The organism is Ochrobactrum sp. WV_118_8, from assembly GCF_039631535.1.
In the GTDB taxonomy this organism is placed as follows: Bacteria; Pseudomonadota; Alphaproteobacteria; order Rhizobiales; family Rhizobiaceae; genus Brucella; species Brucella anthropi.
The window spans coordinates 2,155,652-2,177,662 of sequence record NZ_JBDIUZ010000001.1 but is presented as its reverse complement, the minus strand read 5'-3'; the positions used below and the strand labels follow the sequence as shown (position 1 = coordinate 2,177,662).

The following is a 22,011-nucleotide window of genomic DNA, read 5'->3' as shown; positions in this document are numbered from 1 at the left end:
GTCAGGCATCCTTCAGCGCATAAAGATGGAACCCGCCATAGATCGACGAGCGATCGCGGTCGTGCAGGGTGCGGGATTCGTCGGCTTGATATTCCCAGCGATCCAGAATCTGCGGTGCCACCCGTCCTGGAAGCAGGCTCGGTTCGGCTGCGGTACGAAAGATGACACGGGCATTTGGTGCTGCCGTACGGGTGATTTCACTCCAGAGGGCATTGAGCTGCTCGTCATTCATCCAGTCCTGCGCATCCAGCAGGATATAGCGGTCGACGGATGCCGCAGGCTTGGCAGCGAGAAAATCGGTATAGCTTGCGTTCTGTACGGTCATGCGATCAGCGCGTGTGCGTACTGTTTCAAAATTGGAGCGTGACAGATAGGGCGGGAGAGGCCCGGTTTCCTCATTGCCGCTATAGCCGCGCCCGAACGCCTGCCAGGCGAAATAATTGTCGGTAAGGGGGAAACCGCAAGCGAGTTTCTCAAGACGGCTGCGCAGGACAAGCGCCATGTCGCCGTTTCCTGCAGTGGCAAGGGCATCATATTGCTGTGGCGGTATGCCCAGTCCGAAAAGGGATGATTTGCGGGCTGTGGCCCAGCGCACCATGCGTTTTTCAAAGAGAGGGGCAAGCGCCGTGTCGAAGAAGCTACGCTGCTCTTCCATTGTGCGCGCCTTCAAGATGTCGCGCGGATCGATCCCGTAGAAGCGCGCCACGCGATGGCCCATGCCGATGAAGACGCCTAGCAAGCCGTGGCGATAGAGGTCGCGCCAGAAAATGGAAATACGCTGGCGGCCATTCCATTTGCGTTTTTCCCAATAGGCGCGGCTTTCGCTGTCCAGATGTGGGCGGATGAAGCGCTTGTAAGCGGCAAGATTGGTCTTGTCGTCGGCTTTCCCGTAAAATCGGTAGAATGCATCGTAGTCGGGCAGGTTTTTGACAGCCGCAAGCTTCAGCCGGTTGAACGCGACGTGTGCCTGATTGAGATCGACCGCCTCCACACGTGCCGGATCGGCGGTCAGGTAGGACATGGCATTGCATCCGCCGGACGCGATGGTGACGATGCGGTGGTCCGGCTCTATAGCCAGAGCTGCCATATCAACTTCCGGGTCTTCCCATATCTGCGGATAGACCAGCCCTTTGAACAGCCAGGCAAACAGCCTTTCAGAAAAGCCTGCCCGCGAGAGGGCGCTGTTCTGGGTCACGGCCTGTTTTAGAATTGTGTCGGTTGATGCTTGCTGTGTCATCAAAAATTCCCCTAATGCACGAATCCCGACTTTGATTTTGCCAAGTTAAACATCGTCCAATGACAGGGGCGTGACGAATTAGTTGCGGGTTTTTAAACCAGATGAATGCGGCTATACGCCTGTAATACTGTCGCTTTATTACGGTCGGTAAGACTATTTGAGAGAACTTTTTCGCGCCGTTGCCGTTTTCTTGTGTGACGGTCCGAGTCGACGGGATTTCTGTGTCGATGAGTGACCGAAAAGGTGATTGGCCGGATCAACCGGTCACGCACGGAGAAAACAGAGAGAGGCGTTTGGCAATATTGCCATTTAATGCCTGAAACCAGGCCAACGAGCCTGATCTAGGAAGGAGAGCCAACGTGAAGAAGTTTCTGATTGCTTCTGTCGCCGCCGTATCGCTTCTCGGCCTTGCAGCGTGCAATGACAAGAAGGACGACACGAGCAACGCACCGGCACCATCCGCGCCGGCAGCGCCCTCGAACAATGACACGACGACGACGCCAGCCCCGGCAACTCCGGCACCGGCTACCCCGGCGCCAGGTACAGGGACAGCGCCTTCCAACTAAGGTTGGGAAGTCGTAATGCACTAGCATGCGGGTGGCGATCCGGTTTCCGGGTCGCCATTCGTGCCAATAGGCTTCGGTCAAAGGCTTTAAGCCAATGGTTTTAGGATTGAGATGAACGTTAAAGCAACCATGTCGGGAAAAGACGGGCATTCTGCGTTTTCCGTGTTTCAACGCAGGCTCGGTTCGGTTATGGCTTTTGTCATGAACCGTAACTTCCTGTTTTTCATCTCTGCGATTGTTCTTGTTGTGCTTGCCGCTTGCGGCAAAGGAGACGACGAGACTGCTGCCACCACGAATGGCGGCGAGCAGGGCGCTGCTGCTGTATCGCAGCCTGCCAAACCGGCAGAAAGTGGAAGCACGGAGAAAGGCCCCGATCTGGTCAAGTCGCTCCGCGACAGTTCCGGTGTGGTGAGCCCGGAAGAGAAGGCAGCAGCCATTGAACGCGCACGGACCAATGCTGTCGCTGCGGCAAAATCTGTCGGTCAGACGGATCAGCAGGCACAGACGGCTGGAGAAGCAGCAGCCACGGCCGCACAGCGTTCCTTCGACGAACGCAAACCCCAGCAATAAGCGTTCGTTGCGGAACTCGGCAACAATCTAAGCCAATGTCCTGATATTCTTTCTAAATGTTTGTTTTTTAGACTTTTGCTCGCCTGGGCGGTTTTCAGTTCACTCGGAATTCTATAGAAAAGTCCCATGTCGATTTGGGTTCGCATTGGTGAGTTTGTCACTTACGTGGCGTCGAATGCCATTACTGGCGTTATCGAAGCCGTGCGCACCGTTTTCGAAGGTGACGCCGATACACGGCGCCGGGTGGCCTTCTCCATCGCGATGATCGCGCTTTCCGCCAAAATGGCCAAGGCCGACGGGGTCGTCACACAGGACGAAATCCGCGCCTTTCAGGACATATTCGCCGTGCCGAAGGAAGAGACGGCGCATGTCGCGCGGCTCTATGATCTCGCCAAGCAGGATGTCGCTGGCTATGAATCCTATGCGCGTCAGCTCGCCGGATTGTGCAGTGAAGGGCAACCCGATTGCCATCTGCTTGAGGATATCCTCGACGGTCTTTTTCATATAGCCACCGCTGACGGCTATGTGCATGAAAAAGAGATGGCCTTCCTTGCAGGCGTTGCGGATATTTTCGGCTATGATGAAGTCGCTTTCGATCGTATCGCGATCCGGCATGTCCAGCGCGGTGCTGACGATCCTTATGCCATTCTGGGGCTGGAGCGCGGCGTTTCCTTCGAGATGGCCCGCAAGCGCTATCGTTCGCTGGTCAAGGAACATCATCCGGACCGGCTGGTGGCAGAGGGCTTGCCGCTTGAATTCATAACCATTGCCAACAGGCGTCTGGCAGCGATAAACGCTGCCTGGGCAAGCATTGAGAAGAATCTGGAGGCTGCATGAGCAGCGTGCGCGAAATCGAGAGCGAGTTGTTGCAGGAGCTGGCGCTTGACCGGCCCGATTTCGCCGGTGCAACGCTTGATCCGTCACCCAATTTCGGGCTGCGTCGCGACGGCAAGGTGCCTGCCTTTCTCATTCTCCATTATACCGGTCTGGCGACTGCCGAAGAGGCCGTGCAGGTTCTTAAATCGCCAGATATGGAAGTTTCCGCGCATTACCTTGTCCATGAAGACGGGCAGATCGTGCAGATGGTTTCGGAAAAGGCCCGTGCCTGGCATGCGGGCAAGAGCTTCTGGAAGGGCGAAACGGACATCAATTCCGCTTCCATCGGCATCGAGATCGTCAATCCGGGTAATCTCGAAGACTATCCGCCGTTCAAGGATGCGCAGATCGATGCGGTCATCCGCCTTTGCCGCGATATATGCGAGCGTTATGCTATCAAGCCGGAAAATGTTCTGGCCCACTCGGATATTGCACCTTCGCGCAAGACAGACCCGGGCCATAACTTTCCCTGGAAGCGGCTCCACGAGGCGGGTATCGGCCACTATATCCAGCCGACGTCGATCCGCGGCGGGCGGTTTCTGGCACGTGGCGAAAACGGCCAGCCGGTCGAGGCGTTGCAATCCATGCTGGCACTTTATGGCTACGAAATCGCCATCACTGGTGTCTTCGATGAAGGCACCGAGACTGTGATTAAGGCCTTTCAGCGACATTTTCGGACACAAAATGTGGACGGGGTGGCTGATGTATCTACTATAGATACCCTCTACAGGCTAATTTTTTCCCTGCAGAATGTTACCGCCTGACGAGATGCAGGCGGTTAATCTCTCTATCCAGCGTTGATTCGTATTTCTGTAATGATTTCATAAAAATAGATCGATCCAGCCCGGTTGCAGAAGGGTTGTGACGAAGGTTTACGCCGCGTTTGTGTGAATCACGAATGTTACAACCTGTAAGACTATTTTACTTTTACAACCAATCTTCGGCTGCATTTGCCCGGCACTTCATCGCTCAATCCCAGCGGACAAGGGCCTGACAACCCATATCGGGCGGGATCAAAAAACAGGACTGTTTTTACCCAAGACAGACAGTCTGAGAAAAGAAACGTTCCAAGACGGTAGGTTATGAAAATTAAATTTGTTGTTGTTTGCGCCCTTGTTGGCGCGATGAGTTCGTTTGGCCTGAATCCAGCACTGAGTGCCCCTTCAACTGAACCGACCAACCTCGCAGCTCTCCTCAAGGCACGCCAGCAGAACAAGACTGCCGAGGCGGAAAAGCCAACCAAAGCGCCGAAGAAGGCATCGGTCGTCAGCCGCCGTGCGGCTCCGACTGCCAAGAATTCTACGGGCAAGGGTTCTGCTGCTAAGCGTTCGCAGTCGAAGGACACGACTGCTCGTAACGCCAAGAGCGGCGGCGCTTATTCGAGCATTATCAATCGTTACGCATCGACCTATGGCGTGCCTTCCGCACTTGCCCATGCGGTTGTGCGTCACGAAAGCAATTTCCAGCCGAATGTGCGTGGCAAGGCCGGTGAAATCGGCCTGATGCAGATCAAGCTCTCGACCGCACGTGGCCTCGGCTACACGGGTTCAGCCAAGGGTCTCTATGAGCCTTCCACGAACATCCAGTTCGGCATGAAGTATCTGGCCCAAGCGCAGAAGCTCGGCGGCGGCAGCACTTGCGGCACGATCCTGAAGTACAATGCCGGTCACGGTGCAAAGCGTATGAACCCGACCTCGGCGAAATATTGCAGCTCGGTCAAGGCCTATATGCGCGCTCTCTGATGCATTTTCAGGATGCGAATGCAGATTTACGTCGGCGGTCGCGTAGAGTAAAGGCCGCCTGATGTGAACGGAAAGCCGACAGTGGAGACACTGTCGGCTTTTCTGTTTCCGGTGACTGCAGATTTTTTCCGGAATCCGGTTCCACTGTTCCGCTATCGTTGCTATATGCGCGCTGTCAGTCGGTTGGGCAGCCGCGCTTGTCATATGCCGAAAGGCGGCAGGTGAGGAAAGTCCGGGCTCCATGGAAACACGATGCCGGGTAACGCCCGGCGGGGGCGACCCCAGGGAAAGTGCCACAGAAAGCAGACCGCCCCGTCTTCCGTACCGTTGCGCAACGAAACGGCAGGGATGACGGGGTAAGGGTGAAAGGGTGGGGTAAGAGCCCACCGCGTCTGCAGCAATGCAGACGGCACGGTAAACCCCATCGGGAGCAAAACCGAATAGGGACGGCGCGCTGGCTCGTAAGGGCCGGCAATCGGTTTCCGGATCAGCCGTCCGGGTGGGTTGCACGAGGCGGGTGGCGACATCCGTCCCAGATGAATGGCTGCCACGTCGGGCGAAAGCCCGGCCATACAGAACCCGGCTTACAGACCGACTGACAATTTTCTCTAGAGCGGCTTCTATTTTAAAAGAAGCGTTGGAACCGCTCTAACTGTTTGTGTTGTCGCATTGCCTACGCAAAACCGTTTCACGCTTTTTTTGGAAATGCTCTTAATTGACTGCTTCAGCATTCAAACGCAAGAAACGGATAGTTGCGTTACCGCCGGGACTTTAATTGGGACCTCCACGAAATCACGGAGGTTCAGTATGTCCAGTTTGAAAGACAAGGTCGCAATCATCACCGGCGCATCGTCCGGAATAGGGCGCGCCGCTGCATTGCTCTTTGCCAGAGAAGGCGCAACCCTTGTGCTGAATGCTCGCGGGCTTGCCGGTCTGGAACGTGTTGCGGAGGAGATCGCGGCGTTTGGCGGAAAGGCGCATTGTGTTGCGGGCGATGTCTCAGAAGCTGAAACGCATGAGGCACTTGCTACGGCAGCGAAGGATAAATTCGGCGGGCTTGATATAGCTGTCAACAATGCTGGCACTGTAGGCCCTATCGCGCCGCTTGCCGAAATCGTGCCCGATGATTGGGAAGGGGTGCTGGCGGGCAACCTGACCTCGGCATTTCTGGGAGCGAGATCGCAAATCCGGCTGATGCTCGAAAGGGGCGGCGGCTCGATTGTCTTCACCTCGACATTTGTCGGCACGAGCGTTGGCATTCCCGGCATGTCGGTTTACGGAACCTCGAAGGCAGCTCTCATGGGGATGGTCAAGGGCATAACCGCTGATTACGGTGCCCGTGGCATCCGGGCGAATGCGCTTCTGCCGGGCGGTGTTGATACGCCGATGGGCGGAGATGAAAAGCAGAAGGAATGGGCCGCAGGCCTGCATGCGATGAAGCGGATCGCCCAGCCTGAAGAAATCGCGCAGGCAGCGCTGTTTCTGGCAGGCCCGATGTCGAGTTTTGTCGCTGGTTCAGCGCTTTATGCCGACGGTGGCAACGCGGCGGTGAAGTAAAAGAAAGGGTGGCTCCGTGATACGGAACCGCCCATTCCAAGAGCCTCGGGAGGGGCTTAAATTGGCACGCCGGACATGAAATCGTAAATCAGCTTCATGTTCAGGACGACGATGATCGCAGCGGTAATGGCGGCAAGAATCGTCACCCAGCGTGGAGCGACCAGCGATCCCATCTTCTTTTTCTCCGCCGTGAACATGACGAGTGGAATGATGGCAAAGGGCAGCTGAAGACTCAACACGACCTGAGACAGGATCAGAAGCTCGGTCGTTCCTTGCGAACCATACATGATCGTCACGACGGCAGCCGGAACGATAGCCACGAAGCGGGTGATCGCGCGGCGCAGCCACGGCTTCAGACGTATGTCGATGAAGCCTTCCATCACGATCTGACCGGCCATCGTCGCGGTGATGGTCGAGTTCAGGCCGCAACAGAGAAGCGCAATCGCAAAAAGTGTTGGTGCGAGGGCCGATCCCAATAGCGGGTTCAGAAGAGCATGGGCCTTGTCGAGATCTTCGACACCGGTATTGCCGGTGGCGTTGAAGCTTGCCGCAGCGAGGATCAGGATCGATGCATTGACCAGGAGTGCGAATGTCAGCGCAATGGTGGAATCCAGCGTCGCATAGCGTATGGCTTCGCGCTTTTCAGCGGTCGTGTGGCCGTAATCGCGTGTCTGGATGATGCCCGAATGCAGATAGAGATTATGCGGCATGACCGTGGCGCCGATGATACCAAGGGCGATATAAAGCATGTCCGGATTGCGGATGATGTCGGTCGTTGGCGCAAAGCCCTTGATGACTGCGCCCCATTGCGGCTGCGCCATCAGAATCTGAATAAGGAAGCAGAGCGCAATCACGCCCAGAAGGGTGATGATGAGCGCCTCGACACGGCGAAATCCCTTGTTCTGAAGATAAAGAACCAGAAGCACATCGGCAGCAGTGATGATGACACCGATTTCCAGCGGAATGCCGAAGAGCAGGTTGAGGCCGATGGCGGTGCCGATGACTTCCGCCAGATCGGTGGCGCAGATTGCCAGTTCGGCCAGGAACCAGAGCGGCCATGCGAGAAAGCGCGGATAGGCATCGCGGCAAGCCTGTGCCAGATCGCGGCCGGTTGCGACGGCAAGACGTGCGCAAAGCGCCTGCAGTAGCACGGCCATAAGATTGGACAGCAGTACGACGGATAGCAACGTATAGCCGAAGCGAGAGCCGCCAGCGAGCGAGGTGGCCCAATTGCCGGGATCCATATAGCCAACGGCTACCAGATAGCCGGGACCGAAGAAGGAAAGTGCGCGACGGAACTTTGAACCTGAACGATTGACTCGGATCGAGCGGTGGACATCGGACATGGATGCTTCGCCGCGATCACGTCGCCAGCCTTCAAATGTTACTTCGCCAGCGCCGGAGGGGCCTGCTCCATGGGGTGCCATACTCAATGCCTTGGGTGTTTATGCAGTTGCAAACTATTTGCATTAAATATGCCAATGATGGGAGGGCGTCAACAGGGGGCGGGGCATCACAAATCATAAGCTTGTGATGCATAGTGTGTGGGTCCATCGCATTTGGATTGAAGCAAATGTCCGCTTTCGGGCAAGTGCTGAGCGCAAGCTGCCTTCAAAAAATCCCTGTTGAAAATTATGGGGCTGGCACAGTTCTGTAGATGTGCTGAGCCAAAGGATAACGCTTCATTAAGCTTAATATCCGATAACTGACGAACGAATCCGCCATGTCGCCACGTTGACGGCAAATGGGCGGAATCCGCAAGCAAAACACGAAAGCATGTTTCCTGAAGTTGGGAACCGATTTTGGAACAAAACATGCGTGAAAACAAAAGATTGAAGCGCGAGACGCTTTAAAAACGGGCCAAGTACCCGGGAAAGGATCGGAATGATGGCAAGCCTCGGCGGAGACAATTCTCAAGCCGAAGGGGCTGAAGTCCGTCACGTTCCGGTGCTGATCGCCGAAGTGATCGACGCCCTGAAGCCTGTATCTGGCGCAGTGATTGTCGATGGGACACTCGGTGCTGGCGGGTATACGCGTCGCATACTGGAAGCGGGAGCGGACGTGATCGCGATTGACCGCGATCCGACCGCAATCGAAGCCGGACGGGCGATGGAAAAGCAGTTTCCGGGCCGGCTCGATCTGGTCGAGTCCCGGTTCTCTGCTCTTGATGAAGCAGTCTCGAAGGTTAAGGGAGCAGGCAGCAAGGTGGACGGCGTTGTGCTCGATATTGGCGTATCGTCGATGCAGATCGATGAGGCCGAGCGCGGCTTTTCCTTCCAGAAGGATGGTCCGCTCGACATGCGCATGTCGAAAAAAGGACCAAGCGCTGCCGATGTGGTGAACCGTCTCAAGACCGGTGATCTTGCCCGCATCTTCAATTTTCTGGGCGAAGAGCGCCATGCAGGCCGCATTGCACGCATGATCGACAAGCGCCGGACCGCACAGCCTTTCACACGTACGCTCGATCTTGCCAATGCCATCGAAACGCTGGTGGGACGCAATCCGAAGGATCGCATCCATCCGGCGACGCGGGTGTTTCAGGCGTTGCGGGTCTATGTGAATGACGAGTTGGGCGAACTGGCGCGGGCGTTGCTTGCTGCCGAACGCATTCTGAAACCGGGCGGTCGGCTGGTTGTCGTGACCTTCCATTCGCTCGAAGACCGCATGGTGAAGCGCTATTTCGCTGACCGCGCTGGCGGTAGTGCCGGATCGCGTCATCTGCCGGAAACACATGTCCGTCTCCCGAGCTTTACACCCGCGGTCAAGGGCGCTGTTGGCCCGACCGCAGAGGAAGAAGAACGAAATCCACGTGCGCGCTCGGCGAAGCTGCGCGCTGGAATAAGGACGAAAAATCCGCCACTGGAAGACGATTTATCGCTTTTCGGACTGCCCAAACTGCCCGAGACGAACGAACTGGCCCGGAGTTGAACGAGTGCTGCGTACTTTCGATATCATCATGATAGCGGCGATGCTGGTGGCGGCGACCGTCACCTACACGATCAAATATGACGCGGAAAAGCAGATCGCGGTCATCGCCAAGCTGAAGCGACAGATCGACTCCGAGAAAGACACGATCACGCTCCTGCGCGCCGACTGGGCATTGATGACTCAGCCTGGCCGCCTGCAAAGTCTCGTTGGTGTCTACGAAAAGGAACTCAACCTCCAGCCGATCGAAGCCGAACAGCTTGTGCTGGGTGTCCACGAAATTCCGGAACGTCCGGTTGACGATATCCAGAAGATCATCTCCGGCAGCGATGAACTGCTTGCAAGCGGCGTGCTTGAAAAGGATGCCATCACGACCGGCAGCGTCAAGAAAAGCGGGGCGAGGCACTGATCATGCGGCTGAGACTTTTCAAAAAAAAGAATATGCAGGCAGATGACGGTGTCGAGCCGGTTGGCGATGAAAAGCTGGCCGGCAACATGGCGTTTGTCGGCTCGCGCAAAAAGCATGGCAACCGCGCGCGCAATCGTCTCTGGATGGCCATCGCCTGTTTTGTCGGCATCTATGGTGTGATGGGCGGCAAGCTCATTTATTTCGGTGTCATCGGCGGCGAAAATGAGGATAATGCAGGTCCGGCGGTTCACCAGCTCGCGTCACGCCCGGATATTCTCGACCGCAACGGCGAAATCCTCGCGACGGACATCAAGACTGCTTCGCTCTATGCAGAGCCGCGCAAGATCGTAGATCCCGACGAAACCATCGAAATGCTGTCGACGGTGCTGCCCGATCTTGATTGGGAAGCGACATATAAGCGTTTGAAAAGTGGTGCCGGTTTCGTCTGGATCAAGCGAGGACTGACGCCCCGCCAGCAGAGCCAGATCATGGCGCTCGGCGTGCCGGGCATCGGCTTCCGTACGGAAAAGCGCCGCTTCTATCCGGGTGGCCCGACCGCGTCGCATATCCTCGGTCTCGTCAATGTCGACAATCAGGGCATTGCGGGCATGGAGAAATATATCGACAGTCAGGGGCTGACCGATCTGCGTTCCGTGGGGCTCGCAACCGGACAGTCGCTGGAGCCGGTGCGCCTCTCGATCGATATTCGTGTGCAGCACATCATGCGTGACGTACTCGTCAAGGCCATGGAACGCTACCGGGCAATTGCTGCCGGCGCTGTGGTGCTGAACGTCAAGACCGGCGAAGTGATCGCCATGGCATCGGTGCCGGATTTTGATCCGAACAACCCGGTCCATGCTTTGGACAAGGACCGCCTGAACCGCATGTCGGCAGGCACCTATGAAATGGGTTCGACCATCAAGAGCTTTACCACGGCAATGGCGCTCGATTCCGGCAAGTTCAACTTGCAGTCGAAACTCGATGCCAGCCGTCCGCTGGTGTTCGGTCGCCAGACGATCCGTGACTTCCACGGCAAGGGCCGCTGGCTGACGCTGCCGGAAGTCTTCATCTTCTCGTCCAATATCGGTTCGGGCCGCGAGGCGGATGCCGTCGGCATTGAAGGCCATCGCGCATTCCTGAAGAAGATCGGCCTTCTCGACCGCATGCAGACGGAGTTGCCGGAAGTGGCGCGTCCCGTTGAGCCGCGTGTGTGGAAGAAGGTCCATTCGATGACCATTTCGTTCGGCCACGGCATGATGACGACGCCGTTGCAGACGGCGGTCGGTGCGGCTGCATTGATGAATGGCGGCAAGCTGATGGAGCCGACTTTCCTGATGCGCACGCAGGCTCAGGCTGATCAGGTGGCCAAGCAGGTCATTCATCCACAGGTTTCTGCGGATATGCGTTACCTCTATCGCCTCAACGCGACCGCTCAGGGCGGCTCCGGCAAGCGGGCCACTGTTCCGGGCTACCGCGTCGGCGGCAAGACCGGCACGGCGGAAAAGGTTGTGCATGGCCGCTACTCGAAGGACGTGCGTTTCAACGCGTTTCTGGCGTCATTTCCGATGGATGATCCGACCTATGTCGTGCTGACCATCATCGACGAACCGAAGCCGGAAGAAGGCAAGTTCAGCGCAACCGCAGGTCTCAACGCAGCACCGATGGTTTCGGAGATCATCCGCCGATCTGCATCGTTCCTCGGCGTGAAGCCCGATTTCCAACTCGAAGCCCAGCCAGCAATGGTTAGCAATTTAAGCGGCAAGCCTGATTTTCAACAGGAAGTGCCGCCAGCAATGGTTTCCAACGAATACGACTGATTCGCATAAAGCAGCCCTTGCAGCGAAACGCGCACAACTGAATCTGGATTTGGTATGACCATGAAACTGAAGGAAATCGCTCTCTTTAAGGAACTGGCCTCCGGCGATGCCGGTGAGGTGGAGATCACCGGCGTCACGTCGGACTCCCGCAAGGTCGAACGCGGTTTTCTTTTCGCAGCGTTGAAAGGCGTGAAAGCAGACGGTGCGGCTTTTGTCGTCGATGCCGTCAAGCGCGGCGCCAGCGCCATCATCGCAGGCAAGGATACGGCTGTCGCTGACGCAGGCGTCCCGGTTCTTCATGTCGATGATCCCCGCCTTGCATTGGCAGTTGCTGCGGCGCAGTTCTATGGCAAGCAGCCACAAGTTATGGTTGCGGTTACAGGCACCAGCGGCAAGACTTCCGTCGCGTCCTTTACCCGGCAGATTTGGGCCTATGCCGGTTTTCCGGCGGCGAATATCGGCACGACCGGCGTGTTTTCGCCGACGCGCAGCGACTATAATTCGCTGACAACACCCGATCCGGTGGAGTTGCATCGTGTTCTGGCAGAGCTTGCCGATGAAGGCGTGACCCATGCGGCCATGGAAGCCTCATCGCATGGCCTTGATCAGCGTCGTCTTGATGGTGTCAAGCTCGCTGCCGGTGCGTTTACCAATCTCGGTCGTGACCATATGGATTATCACGCGACCATCGAGGAATATCTTGGCGCGAAGATGCGTCTCTTCAACATGCTTTTGCCGAAGGGTGCGCCAGCCATCATCTTCTCCGACGATCATTTCTCGGCGCAGGCCATCGAGGCGGCGACGCTTGCCGGATGCGACGTGAAGACGGTCGGACGAAAAGGCAATTTCATTGCTCTCAAGCGGGTCGAGCACGAGCGTTTCCGCCAGCATGTCGAAGTGCGCATCGGCGACGAGATTTTTGAGATCGAATTGCCGCTCGCAGGGGATTTTCAGGTTGCGAACGCGCTGGTTGCCGCAGGGCTTGCCATGGTTACGGGCGTTCCGGCTGCTGCTGCAATGCGTGCCTTGGCGCTCCTCAAAGGTGCGCCGGGACGGCTCGATCTCGTCGGTGCGACGGAAGATGGCGCTCCAGCCTATGTCGATTACGCCCATAAGCCTGAGGCGTTGGAAAATGTTCTGACTTCGGTGCGTCCGTTCACGACGGGCCGGGTGATCGTGGTCTTCGGTTGCGGCGGCGACCGCGACAAGGGAAAGCGTCCGATCATGGGCGAAATCGCCTCGCGACTGGCGGATGTGGCAATCGTCACGGACGACAATCCGCGCTCGGAGGTTCCAGCCCAAATCCGCTCGGAAATCATGGCAGCAGCGCCGGGCGCGACCGAAATTGGTGATCGTCGAGAGGCTATCTTTACCGCTGTTTCCATGATGCAGGCGGGCGATACGCTGGTCGTTGCAGGCAAGGGGCATGAAGAGGGCCAGATTGTCGGCAGCATTACCTTGCCGTTCTCTGATCATGCGGAAGTTGCAGCAGCACTTGCTGCCCGCCTTGAGGAGCGCTCGGAATGAGTGACTGGCTCTGGACATCCAACGATATGGTTGAAGCCATGGAAGGCAGGCCCTTTGGCAACCTTCCCGGCGGCATAACCGGCATCTCAATCGACAGCCGTTCGCTGAAACCGGGCGAGGCTTTTTTCGCCATCAAGGGCGAACAGTTCGACGGGCATGATTTCGTAACCAGCGCCATGGCCGCTGGTGCGGGTCTTCTTGTGGTGGCCGAGCATCGTCTGCCCGCATTCGGCAATTCCAAAGTACCGATGATCGTGGTCGAGGATGTGCTTGAGGCCCTGACCAAGCTCGGCATTGCCTCGCGGGCACGCTCGAAGGCGCAGATCATCGCGGTGACTGGTTCGGTTGGCAAGACGACGACCAAGGAAGCCCTGCGTCACGTTCTTTCGGAAGTCGGCAAGGTCCATGCTTCTGTGGCGTCGTTCAACAATCATTGGGGTGTGCCGCTGACGCTTGCGCGCATGCCTGCCGATACGGATTACGGCGTTTTCGAAATCGGCATGAACCATCACGATGAAATTCGTCCGCTGGTGAAGATGGTGCGCCCGCATGTGGCGCTGATCACGCTGATTGCACCGGCACATCTTGGTCATTTCGCCAATCTGGAAGAAATCGCCGTTGCTAAGGCGGAGATTTTCGAAGGCATAGTTCCAGGCGGCTATGCGCTTCTCAATCGTGATGACAAGCGCTTCAAACAGCTGGAAGAACTGGCCGAAAAGGCCGGTGTCGAACACATTGCCACATTCGGCGAGAACGCCCGGTCCGACTATCGTCTGCGCGAAGTGAAGCTGCACCCAACCTGCTCCTGCATGACGGTCAAAATCGGAACGCATGAAGCAGCCGTGAAGGTTGGTATGCCGGGCCGTCATATTGTGCAGAACATGCTCGCCGTTCTTGGGGCCGCTGATCTGGTCGGAGCTGATATCGCCAAGGTGATGATGGCCATGGCGACGCTTTCTGCAGAAGGCGGTCGTGGTGCGCGCCATGTGCTTCAGCATCCTGAAGGAACCTTCACGCTGATCGACGAGAGCTACAACGCCAATCCGACCTCGATGCGCGCAGCCCTGTCGCTGTTGCATTCGACCACACCGGAAGGTTCGCGTGGCCGTCGCATCGCGGTTTTAGGCGACATGCTGGAGCTTGGCCGTCAGTCGGGCAAACTTCATGCCGATCTCGCGCGCCCGATCGTGGATGCTGAAGTGAATACGCTTTTTATCGGTGGACCGGACATGTCGGCGCTGAAAAATGCCTTGCCGGTTGAAATTCAGACCGAGTACAGGCAAAGCACCGACGAATTGTTGCCGCTGGTGATCAAGGCGGTCCGTCCGGGCGATGTCATCATGGTGAAATCGTCGAAGGGGATCGGCTTTTCCAAAATCGTCAAGACGTTGATTAGCCAGTTTCCGCCGGTGGAACCCGCGGAGTAAGCGGTATTTGAGGGATTTTTCTCTACATGTTGATGCTTCTCACCTTCTTCGCCGAACATATGACACCGCTCAATGTGTTCCGCTACATTACCTTCCGCACCGGCGGCGCGATGATTACATCGGCGCTGATCGTGTTCCTGTTCGGCCCGTCGATCATCAACTCGCTTCGGGTGCGTCAGGGGAAAGGCCAGCCGATCCGCGCTGACGGTCCGCAGACCCATTTCAAGAAGGCCGGTACGCCCACCATGGGCGGTCTCATGATCATGACCGGCATTCTTGTGTCGTGCCTGCTCTGGGCCAATCTGGCCAGCGTCTATGTCTGGGTCGTTCTGCTGGTTACGGTGGGGTTCGGCGCCATCGGCTTCTATGATGATTATCTCAAGGTGACGAAGCAGTCTGACAAGGGCTTTTCCGGCAAGGCGCGTCTTGGCATCGAATTCCTGATCGCCGCTGTTGCCGCTTTTGTCATCATGCGGGCAGGGCAGGAGCCGTTCTCCTCTTCGCTGACATTTCCGTTTGCCAAGCAGTTCGTCGTCAATCTGAGCTGGTTCTTCATTCCGTTTGCAGCCTTCGTCATGGTTGGCGCAGGCAATGCCGTAAACCTGACAGATGGTCTCGACGGGCTTGCAATTGTACCGGTCATGGTGGCCGCGGCGTCTTTCGGCTTCATTGCCTATCTTTCCGGCAACGCGATCTTCGCTGACTATCTGCAAATTCATTTCGTGCCGGGCACAGGTGAACTTGCTGTGGTTCTTGGCGCTGTTATCGGCGCGGGCCTCGGCTTCCTGTGGTTCAATGCGCCTCCCGCCGCTATCTTCATGGGCGATACGGGTTCGCTGGCGCTGGGTGGTATGCTGGGCACCGTTGCGGTTGCAACGAAGCATGAAATCGTTCTCGCCATCATCGGTGGCCTGTTCGTCGTCGAAGCGCTTTCCGTCATCATTCAGGTTGGCTCCTTCAAGCTGACCGGCAAGCGTGTCTTCCTCATGGCGCCTATTCACCACCATTTCGAAAAGAAGGGCTGGACCGAGAGCCAGGTCGTGATCCGGTTCTGGATCGTTGCGATCATTCTCGCGATGATCGGTCTTTCCACCCTGAAGCTCAGATAACAGGCATATCGAATGATCCCGATCACCGCCCTCAAGGATAAGACAGTCGCCCTTTTCGGACTGGGCGGGTCGGGTATCGCGACCGCCAAGGCCATTCTTGCGGGCGGCGCAAAGATCATTGCCTGGGATGACAATCCCGACAGTGTTGCCCGTGCCCAGAGCGCGGGCATTGCCACAGGTGATCTTCGGCAGGCTGACTGGTCGCAATTTGCGGCTTTCGTGCTTTCGCCGGGCGTTCCGCTGACCCATCCAAAGCCGCACTGGACCGTCGATCTGGCCCATGCCGCAGGCGTCGAAATCATCGGTGACGTGGAATTGTTCGTCCGCGAGCGCAATCATATTGCTCCCGATTGCCCGTTCATCGCCATTACCGGCACCAACGGCAAATCGACGACGACCGCTTTGATTGCCCATATCATCAAGGCTTCTGGCCGGGATATGCAGCTTGGCGGCAATATCGGCACGGCAATCCTGACGCTGGAGCCGCCGCAGGCCAAGCGCTTCTATGTGGTCGAATGTTCATCCTACCAGATCGATCTTGCGCCATCGCTGAACCCGACGGCGGGCATCCTGCTCAATCTGACGCCGGATCATCTCGACCGTCATGGCTCGATGGAAAACTACGGCGCGATCAAGGAACGTCTGGTGGCCGCGAGCGATACGGCAATTGTCGGCGTTGATGATGATTATTGCGAAGCCATTGCGGACCGGCTTTATCGTGACGGCGTAAATGTCGTGCGGATTTCCAAGGAAAAGCGCCTCGGCAAAGGCTATTTTGCTGACGGCGCAAAGCTGCTCTGGTCGCAGGAGGGCGAAATCGATGAAATCGCTTCTCTGGAAGGTATCGGTTCGCTGCGCGGCGCACATAATGCACAGAACGCGCTTGCGGCTGTCGTCGCCTGCCTTTCGGTGGGCTTAAGCCTTGAAGAAATCCAGGTGGGATTGAACAGTTTTCCCGGTCTGGCCCATCGCATGGAGCAGGTTGGGCATCGCGGGAAAGTCCTGTTCGTCAACGATTCCAAGGCGACCAATGCGGAAGCAACAGCTCCGGCATTGTCCTCCTTCCCGCAAAACATCTACTGGATTGCAGGCGGTGTGCCGAAAGCTGGCGGAATTGCTTCGCTGGCCGGGTTCTTCCCACGGATTGCCAAGGCCTATCTGATCGGCGAAGCCGCAGCACAGTTTGCCGCAACGCTTGGCGATGCGGCGCCGTTCGAGATTTCTGACACGCTTGCAGTCGCCGTTGAACATGCTGCCCGCGATGCCGGTAACGATGCTGCTCCCGAACCGGTTGTGCTGCTGTCGCCTGCTTGCGCGAGCTTCGACCAGTTCCAGAATTTTGAAAAACGCGGCGATGCATTCCGCAGCGCTGTTCTGGCGCTTCCGGGTGTTGAACCTATAGGAGGAAAAAGCTGATGGTAAGCCGTGTCGATCGCGGTCCTGTCGCCAATTGGTGGTGGACAATAGACCGCTTCTTCCTCGCTGCATGTCTGGCCCTGATGGGGCTTGGCATTCTGCTGTCATTTGCTGCAAGTCCTGCCGTGGCCCAGCGTATTGGCCTCGACGGGTTCCATTTTGTCGAGCGCCAGATTTTCTTCATGCTGCCGGCAGTTGGCGTCATGATCGGCGTGTCGTTTCTCTCGCCGCGCCAGATCAGGCGATTTGCTTTGATACTGCTGGGTATTTCCCTCGTATTGATGGTTGCAGCACTGTTCTTCGGTATCGAAGTGAAGGGCGCGCGGCGCTGGGTCAATCTGGCGGGTATCTCCATCCAGCCATCGGAATTCATGAAGCCTGCTTTCGTGGTGGTTTGCGCCTGGCTGTTCTCGGAGCGTGAACGCGGTGGCGAAATGCCCGGCAATTTTCTTGCCATGCTGCTGTTCGGCACTGTTGCGGCTCTGCTCGTTCTCCAGCCTGACCTTGGCCAGACCATGCTGACCACAGGCACATGGGGTGCGATGTTCTTTCTCGCCGGTCTGCCGATGTTCTGGATTCTGGTCCTGGGTGGTCTTGCTGTTTGCGGCGGCGTTTCAGCCTATTTCATGTTCGATCACGTGGCGGGTCGTATCAATCGGTTCATGACAGGCGAGGGCGATACGTTCCAGGTGGATGCCGGTCGCGAAGCCATTTTGCGCGGCGGCTGGTTCGGACAAGGTCCGGGCGAAGGAACCATCAAGCGCATTATCCCGGACAGCCATACCGATTTCATTTTCTCGGTTGCGGCAGAAGAATACGGCATCATCCTGTGCATGATTATCATGCTGCTTTTCGCATTCATCGTCGTGCGCGGCCTTTCGATTGCGCTGCGCGAGCGTGATCCGTTCACTCGTCTGGCTGTCTCGGGGATTGTCATTCTGTTCGGCTTCCAGTCGATCATCAACATGGCTGTGAACCTGCATCTCATGCCTGCAAAGGGAATGACCCTGCCGTTCATCTCCTATGGCGGTTCCTCGCTCATTGCCATCGCCATCACGATGGGCATCCTTCTGGCTCTGACGCGCCGCCGTCCGGAAGCCCGTATGACCCATACGGTCGGTAGCGGTGTCGATATGGGCAAACGCATTCCTGCGCTGTGAGGGGCTGATGGTAAAAGGCGTAATCGTACTGGCCGCCGGTGGAACGGGCGGTCATCTTTTTCCGGCGGAAGCGCTGGCGCATGAACTGAAGGCGCGTGGTTGGGACGTCCATCTGGCGACCGATGCGCGCGCGCAGCGTTTCGCGGGTGCCTTCGCGGAAGATCATGTTCATGTCATTCGTTCGGCAACAATTGCAGGCCGCAACCCGATAGCGCTCCTGAAGACGTTCTGGTCACTATGGCAGGGCAATCTCGATTCCCGTAAATTGTTCCGCAGGCTGAAGCCCAAACTCGTTGCGGGCTTTGGTGGCTATCCGACGCTGCCGCCGCTCTATGCCGCGAGCAACATGAACATCCCGACGATGGTGCACGAGCAGAATGCCGTCATGGGTCGCGCCAATAAGGGCCTTGCAGGTCGCGTGAAAGCAATTGCTGGTGGTTTCCTGCCCGAGACCGGTGGAACCCATGCCGAAAAGACGGCTACGACCGGCAATCCGGTGCGTCCACCAGTTCTGACTGCAGCCGGAACTCCCTACAAACCGGTCAAGGCGGATGAACGTTTCCGCCTGCTGGTTTTTGGCGGTAGCCAGGGCGCGCAGTTCTTTTCGACTGCCATTCCCGCTGCCGTGGCTTTGCTGTCAGAGAACGACCGGGCGCGGCTGCTGATCACCCAGCAGGCTCGCAAGGAAGACGAAGCCGCTGTACGCGAAGCTTACAAGAAACTTGGTGTTCCCGCTGACGTTGCGCCGTTTTTCAACGATATGCCAGCACGCATGGCGGATGCCCAGTTCGTGATTTCGCGGTCCGGTGCTTCGACCGTTTCTGAGATCACCGTGATCGGTCGTCCGGCGATGTTGGTGCCGTTTCCGCACGCGCTCGATCATGATCAGGCAGCGAATGCAGCAGCGCTCGCGGCTGTCGGCGGTGGCGAGGTTGTTCGCCAGTCGGAATTGTCGCCAGAACGCTTGGCCGCGATACTCCAGGCTGCGATGAATGAGCCACAGCGCCTCGAAGCACAAGCAAAAGCTGCAAAAAGCGTTGGTAAGCCGGATGCAGCGCAGTTGCTTGCTGATCTGGCAGAGGCTATTGCAGCAGGTAAATCTGTTCAGGAATTCAAAGAAGGAACTCGGCCATGAAAATGCCGCTGAATATCGGGCTTGTCCATTTCATCGGAATTGGCGGCATCGGCATGAGCGGTATTGCCGAAGTGCTGCATAATCTCGGCTACAGGGTACAGGGCTCTGACCAGTCCGACAGCGCCAATGTGCAGCGCCTGCGTGAAAAAGGCATTGAGGTCTTTGTCGGCCACAAGGCTGAAAATATCGGTGATGCCGAAGTTGTTGTCGTTTCGACGGCGATCAAGAAAAACAATCCCGAGCTGGTTGCTGCACGCGAAAAGCTGCTGCCTATCGTGCGCCGCGCCGAAATGCTGGCCGAGTTGATGCGCTTCCGTCATGCGGTTGCGATTGGCGGTACGCATGGTAAGACCACCACGACCTCAATGGTCGCCGCATTGCTCGATGCCGGGCATCTTGATCCGACCGTCATCAATGGCGGTATCATCAATGCTTACGGTACCAATGCCCGTATGGGCGATGGTGACTGGATGGTGGTGGAAGCCGACGAAAGCGACGGCACGTTCCTCAAACTGCCAGCCGATATCGCGGTAGTCACCAATATCGATCCGGAACATCTCGATCATTACGGCAATTTCGATGCCGTGCGTGCGGCTTTCGCGCAGTTTGTCGAGAATGTTCCGTTCTATGGCTTTGGCGTGATGTGCCTTGACCATCCGGAAGTGCAGGCTCTGGTGAGCCGGATCGAAGACCGCCGCATTGTGACTTATGGCCAAAACCCGCAGGCTGATGTGCGTTTTGTCAATCACCGCATGGATGGTGCTGCGAGTCTGTTCGATGTCGTGATCCGTTCGCGCAAGGGCGAGGCAACCGAGATCAAGGATCTGCGTCTGCCGATGCCGGGGCAGCACAACGTATCCAATGCGACGGCGGCAATCGCCGTTGCGCATGAGCTGGGTATCGCGGCCGACGATATTCGTCGTGGCCTTGGTTCGTTCGGCGGTGTGAAACGTCGCTTTACCCATACGGGCACGTGGAACGGCGTAGAGATATTCGACGATTACGGCCATCACCCGGTTGAAATCCGCGCCGTGCTGAAAGCTGCACGTGAAGCCACAAAAGGTCGTGTGGTCGCCATTGTGCAGCCGCACCGCTATACGCGTCTGGCAAGCCTGTTTGATGAATTCGCGGCATGTTTCAACGATGCCGATACGGTTATCGTGGCGCCGGTCTATACGGCTGGCGAAGACCCTATCGAAGGCGTCAATTCCGAGGCGCTCGTATCGCGCATCAAAACCGCAGGTCATCGCGATGCGCGCTATGCCAGCGGGCCAGAAGCACTGGCACCGTTGGTTGCTTCGATAGCGGAGCCGGGCGACTTCGTGGTCTGCCTCGGCGCAGGCAATATTACGCAGTGGGCATATGCGCTGCCGAAAGAACTGGCTGAACAGGGTAAGAAGTAAGATGGAAAGCGGCGAGACGCTTCTGAAGAAGCTCGACGGCAAATTGTCGGGCTTGCGTGGTCGGCTGACGCCCGATGCCGGCATGGACAAGATCACCTGGTTCCGCGCTGGCGGACCGGCACAGGTTCTATTTCAGCCTGCCGATGAAGAAGACCTCTCCTCATTTCTGAAGGCTGTGCCGGAAGAGATACCGATTCTCGTGGTTGGCATCGGCTCCAACCTGCTCGTGCGCGATGGCGGTGTTCCAGGCTTTGTCGTGCGGCTTTCCGCAAAAGGCTTCGGTGAAGTCGATCAGGTTTCTGAGACGCAGCTGCGGGCAGGCGCGGCGACGCCTGACAAGCGCGTAGCCGCAGCGGCGCTGGAAGCGGGGCTGGCTGGCTTCCACTTCTACCATGGCATACCCGGCGGCATGGGCGGGGCTTTGCGCATGAATGCAGGCGCCAACGGCGTGGAAACGCGCGAGCGCGTCGTGGAGGTTCGCGCCCTTGATCGCAAGGGCGAGGTGCATGTGCTTTCCAATGCGGATATGGGCTACGCGTATCGGCATTCCTCAGCATCGCCGGATCTGATTTTTACCTCTGTCTTGTTCGAGGGAACTCCCGGCGAGCATGAAGCGATCAAACAAGCCATGGACGAGGTGCAGCATCATCGCGAGACGGTGCAGCCTGTACGCGAAAAGACAGGCGGCTCGACCTTCAAGAATCCGGAAGGCACATCGGCCTGGAAGGAAATCGACAAGGCAGGTTGCCGCGGTTTGCGCGTCGGCGGCGCGCAGATGTCCGAAATGCACTGCAATTTTATGATCAATACAGGCACCGCAACGGGGCTCGATCTGGAGACTTTGGGCGAAACGGTTCGCGCCAGAGTTTTTGAAAATTCGGGTATTCGCCTTCATTGGGAAATCAAACGTCTCGGTTTGTTCCGCGAGGGCGAGCCGGTTGAAGAGTTTCTTGGAAAATTTTGATAAAAAAGTTGCCCGGATTTTCTACCTGATATTCCGGGCTTTTTTGCCTTCACAAGCGACGCGTAAGGTTCGTCCCTTTCTATAGGGTCTTGTCACGGAATCAATCCTCTGATTCTTTAGGGTTAACCACACAGTGATTTGATTCGGCAGGATTTTCCTGCCGCGGGTGCC

The 22,011-nt window shown here is 57.2% G+C and carries 19 protein-coding genes and 1 other RNA gene; 18 read left to right on the top strand and 2 right to left on the bottom strand.

Annotation, left to right across the window (positions count from 1 at the left end; translation table 11 throughout):
• Position 1: 1 nt before the first annotated feature.
• The gene (locus ABDF71_RS10565) at positions 2-1,237 is read right to left on the bottom strand and encodes a BtaA family protein (RefSeq protein WP_151663990.1); all 1,236 of its coding nucleotides are present in this window, start codon (positions 1,235-1,237) and stop codon (positions 2-4) included.
• 359 nt (positions 1,238-1,596) lie between these two features.
• Here ABDF71_RS10565 and ABDF71_RS10560 point away from each other — a divergent pair, with 359 nt between their 5' ends.
• From ABDF71_RS10560 to ABDF71_RS10530, 7 genes are all read left to right on the top strand, one after another.
• Positions 1,597-1,803, top strand: a complete 207-nt coding sequence (locus tag ABDF71_RS10560) for a hypothetical protein (protein WP_010659713.1) — start codon at positions 1,597-1,599, stop codon at positions 1,801-1,803.
• A 111-nt stretch (positions 1,804-1,914) separates the two neighbouring features.
• Complete coding sequence (locus ABDF71_RS10555; RefSeq protein ID WP_309600575.1) at positions 1,915-2,373, top strand: hypothetical protein; 459 nt, start codon at positions 1,915-1,917, stop codon at positions 2,371-2,373.
• A 126-nt stretch (positions 2,374-2,499) separates the two neighbouring features.
• Complete coding sequence (locus ABDF71_RS10550; protein WP_010659715.1) at positions 2,500-3,210, top strand: J domain-containing protein; 711 nt, start codon at positions 2,500-2,502, stop codon at positions 3,208-3,210.
• Complete coding sequence (locus tag ABDF71_RS10545; protein WP_029929047.1) at positions 3,207-4,013, top strand: N-acetylmuramoyl-L-alanine amidase; 807 nt, start codon at positions 3,207-3,209, stop codon at positions 4,011-4,013. Before ABDF71_RS10550 ends, ABDF71_RS10545 begins: the two co-directional genes overlap by 4 nt.
• Before the next feature lie 318 nt (positions 4,014-4,331).
• The gene (locus ABDF71_RS10540; protein ID WP_010659717.1) at positions 4,332-4,991 is read left to right on the top strand and encodes a lytic transglycosylase domain-containing protein; all 660 of its coding nucleotides are present in this window, start codon (positions 4,332-4,334) and stop codon (positions 4,989-4,991) included.
• 175 nt (positions 4,992-5,166) lie between these two features.
• Positions 5,167-5,594: RNase P RNA component class A (rnpB, locus tag ABDF71_RS10535), an RNA gene on the top strand.
• A gap of 204 nt (positions 5,595-5,798) precedes the next feature.
• The gene (locus tag ABDF71_RS10530) at positions 5,799-6,548 is read left to right on the top strand and encodes an SDR family oxidoreductase (RefSeq protein ID WP_151663988.1); all 750 of its coding nucleotides are present in this window, start codon (positions 5,799-5,801) and stop codon (positions 6,546-6,548) included.
• A 56-nt stretch (positions 6,549-6,604) separates the two neighbouring features.
• Here the strand turns inward: ABDF71_RS10530 and ABDF71_RS10525 are convergent, their stop codons facing one another.
• A complete protein-coding gene (locus ABDF71_RS10525) occupies positions 6,605-7,975 on the bottom strand; it encodes an Nramp family divalent metal transporter (protein ID WP_010659720.1) in 1,371 nt (456 codons plus the stop codon).
• Between the two features lie 457 nt (positions 7,976-8,432).
• On the opposite strand from ABDF71_RS10525, the gene rsmH reads away from it, so the two are divergent.
• Genes rsmH through murB form a run of 11 tightly spaced genes read left to right on the top strand, consistent with a single transcriptional unit; the run spans position 8,433 to position 21,840 of the window.
• On the top strand, positions 8,433-9,476 hold the full coding sequence (gene rsmH / locus ABDF71_RS10520) for a 16S rRNA (cytosine(1402)-N(4))-methyltransferase RsmH (RefSeq protein ID WP_192800248.1): 1,044 nt from the start codon (positions 8,433-8,435) through the stop codon (positions 9,474-9,476).
• 4 nt (positions 9,477-9,480) lie between these two features.
• On the top strand, positions 9,481-9,882 hold the full coding sequence (gene ftsL / locus ABDF71_RS10515) for a cell division protein FtsL (protein WP_010659722.1): 402 nt from the start codon (positions 9,481-9,483) through the stop codon (positions 9,880-9,882).
• 2 nt (positions 9,883-9,884) lie between these two features.
• On the top strand, positions 9,885-11,699 hold the full coding sequence (locus ABDF71_RS10510; RefSeq protein ID WP_010659723.1) for a peptidoglycan D,D-transpeptidase FtsI family protein: 1,815 nt from the start codon (positions 9,885-9,887) through the stop codon (positions 11,697-11,699).
• Positions 11,700-11,753: 54 nt separating this feature from the next.
• A complete protein-coding gene (locus ABDF71_RS10505; RefSeq protein ID WP_029929043.1) occupies positions 11,754-13,226 on the top strand; it encodes a UDP-N-acetylmuramoyl-L-alanyl-D-glutamate--2,6-diaminopimelate ligase in 1,473 nt (490 codons plus the stop codon).
• Entirely contained in the window at positions 13,223-14,653 is a 1,431-nt protein-coding gene (locus ABDF71_RS10500; RefSeq protein WP_010659725.1) for a UDP-N-acetylmuramoylalanyl-D-glutamyl-2,6-diaminopimelate--D-alanyl-D-alanine ligase, read from the top strand. The genes ABDF71_RS10505 and ABDF71_RS10500 overlap by 4 nt, the downstream gene beginning before the upstream one ends.
• Before the next feature lie 26 nt (positions 14,654-14,679).
• Positions 14,680-15,762: a phospho-N-acetylmuramoyl-pentapeptide-transferase gene (gene mraY, locus ABDF71_RS10495; RefSeq protein ID WP_012091745.1), complete on the top strand. Its 1,083-nt coding sequence runs from the start codon at positions 14,680-14,682 to the stop codon at positions 15,760-15,762.
• A gap of 12 nt (positions 15,763-15,774) precedes the next feature.
• Positions 15,775-17,178, top strand: a complete 1,404-nt coding sequence (gene murD, locus ABDF71_RS10490) for a UDP-N-acetylmuramoyl-L-alanine--D-glutamate ligase (RefSeq protein WP_094513923.1) — start codon at positions 15,775-15,777, stop codon at positions 17,176-17,178.
• Positions 17,178-18,338: a putative lipid II flippase FtsW gene (gene ftsW, locus ABDF71_RS10485; RefSeq protein ID WP_071630023.1), complete on the top strand. Its 1,161-nt coding sequence runs from the start codon at positions 17,178-17,180 to the stop codon at positions 18,336-18,338. The genes murD and ftsW overlap by 1 nt, the downstream gene beginning before the upstream one ends.
• A gap of 7 nt (positions 18,339-18,345) precedes the next feature.
• Positions 18,346-19,473 (top strand): undecaprenyldiphospho-muramoylpentapeptide beta-N-acetylglucosaminyltransferase, encoded by a 1,128-nt coding sequence (murG, locus tag ABDF71_RS10480; protein ID WP_151663986.1) that lies wholly within the window; start codon positions 18,346-18,348, stop codon positions 19,471-19,473.
• Positions 19,470-20,876 (top strand): UDP-N-acetylmuramate--L-alanine ligase, encoded by a 1,407-nt coding sequence (gene murC / locus ABDF71_RS10475; RefSeq protein ID WP_151663985.1) that lies wholly within the window; start codon positions 19,470-19,472, stop codon positions 20,874-20,876. Before murG ends, murC begins: the two co-directional genes overlap by 4 nt.
• A 1-nt stretch (position 20,877) precedes the next feature.
• Positions 20,878-21,840: a UDP-N-acetylmuramate dehydrogenase gene (murB, locus tag ABDF71_RS10470; RefSeq protein ID WP_151663984.1), complete on the top strand. Its 963-nt coding sequence runs from the start codon at positions 20,878-20,880 to the stop codon at positions 21,838-21,840.
• Positions 21,841-22,011: the final 171 nt, after the last annotated feature.

Bases quoted from the DNA above. Each gene is read 5' to 3' on its own strand.
- ABDF71_RS10565 (WP_151663990.1), bottom strand. From the start codon at position 1,237: ATGACACAGCAAGCATCAACCGACACAATTCTAAAACAGGCCGTGACC.
- ABDF71_RS10555 (WP_309600575.1), top strand. From the start codon at position 1,915: ATGAACGTTAAAGCAACCATGTCGGGAAAAGACGGGCATTCTGCGTTT.
- ABDF71_RS10550 (WP_010659715.1), top strand. From the start codon at position 2,500: ATGTCGATTTGGGTTCGCATTGGTGAGTTTGTCACTTACGTGGCGTCG.
- ABDF71_RS10545 (WP_029929047.1), top strand. From the start codon at position 3,207: ATGAGCAGCGTGCGCGAAATCGAGAGCGAGTTGTTGCAGGAGCTGGCG.
- ABDF71_RS10540 (WP_010659717.1), top strand. From the start codon at position 4,332: ATGAAAATTAAATTTGTTGTTGTTTGCGCCCTTGTTGGCGCGATGAGT.
- ABDF71_RS10530 (WP_151663988.1), top strand. From the start codon at position 5,799: ATGTCCAGTTTGAAAGACAAGGTCGCAATCATCACCGGCGCATCGTCC.
- ABDF71_RS10525 (WP_010659720.1), bottom strand. From the start codon at position 7,975: ATGGCACCCCATGGAGCAGGCCCCTCCGGCGCTGGCGAAGTAACATTT.
- rsmH (WP_192800248.1), top strand. From the start codon at position 8,433: ATGATGGCAAGCCTCGGCGGAGACAATTCTCAAGCCGAAGGGGCTGAA.
- ABDF71_RS10510 (WP_010659723.1), top strand. From the start codon at position 9,885: ATGCGGCTGAGACTTTTCAAAAAAAAGAATATGCAGGCAGATGACGGT.
- ABDF71_RS10505 (WP_029929043.1), top strand. From the start codon at position 11,754: ATGACCATGAAACTGAAGGAAATCGCTCTCTTTAAGGAACTGGCCTCC.
- ABDF71_RS10500 (WP_010659725.1), top strand. From the start codon at position 13,223: ATGAGTGACTGGCTCTGGACATCCAACGATATGGTTGAAGCCATGGAA.
- mraY (WP_012091745.1), top strand. From the start codon at position 14,680: ATGTTGATGCTTCTCACCTTCTTCGCCGAACATATGACACCGCTCAAT.
- murD (WP_094513923.1), top strand. From the start codon at position 15,775: ATGATCCCGATCACCGCCCTCAAGGATAAGACAGTCGCCCTTTTCGGA.
- ftsW (WP_071630023.1), top strand. From the start codon at position 17,178: ATGGTAAGCCGTGTCGATCGCGGTCCTGTCGCCAATTGGTGGTGGACA.
- murG (WP_151663986.1), top strand. From the start codon at position 18,346: ATGGTAAAAGGCGTAATCGTACTGGCCGCCGGTGGAACGGGCGGTCAT.
- murC (WP_151663985.1), top strand. From the start codon at position 19,470: ATGAAAATGCCGCTGAATATCGGGCTTGTCCATTTCATCGGAATTGGC.
- murB (WP_151663984.1), top strand. From the start codon at position 20,878: ATGGAAAGCGGCGAGACGCTTCTGAAGAAGCTCGACGGCAAATTGTCG.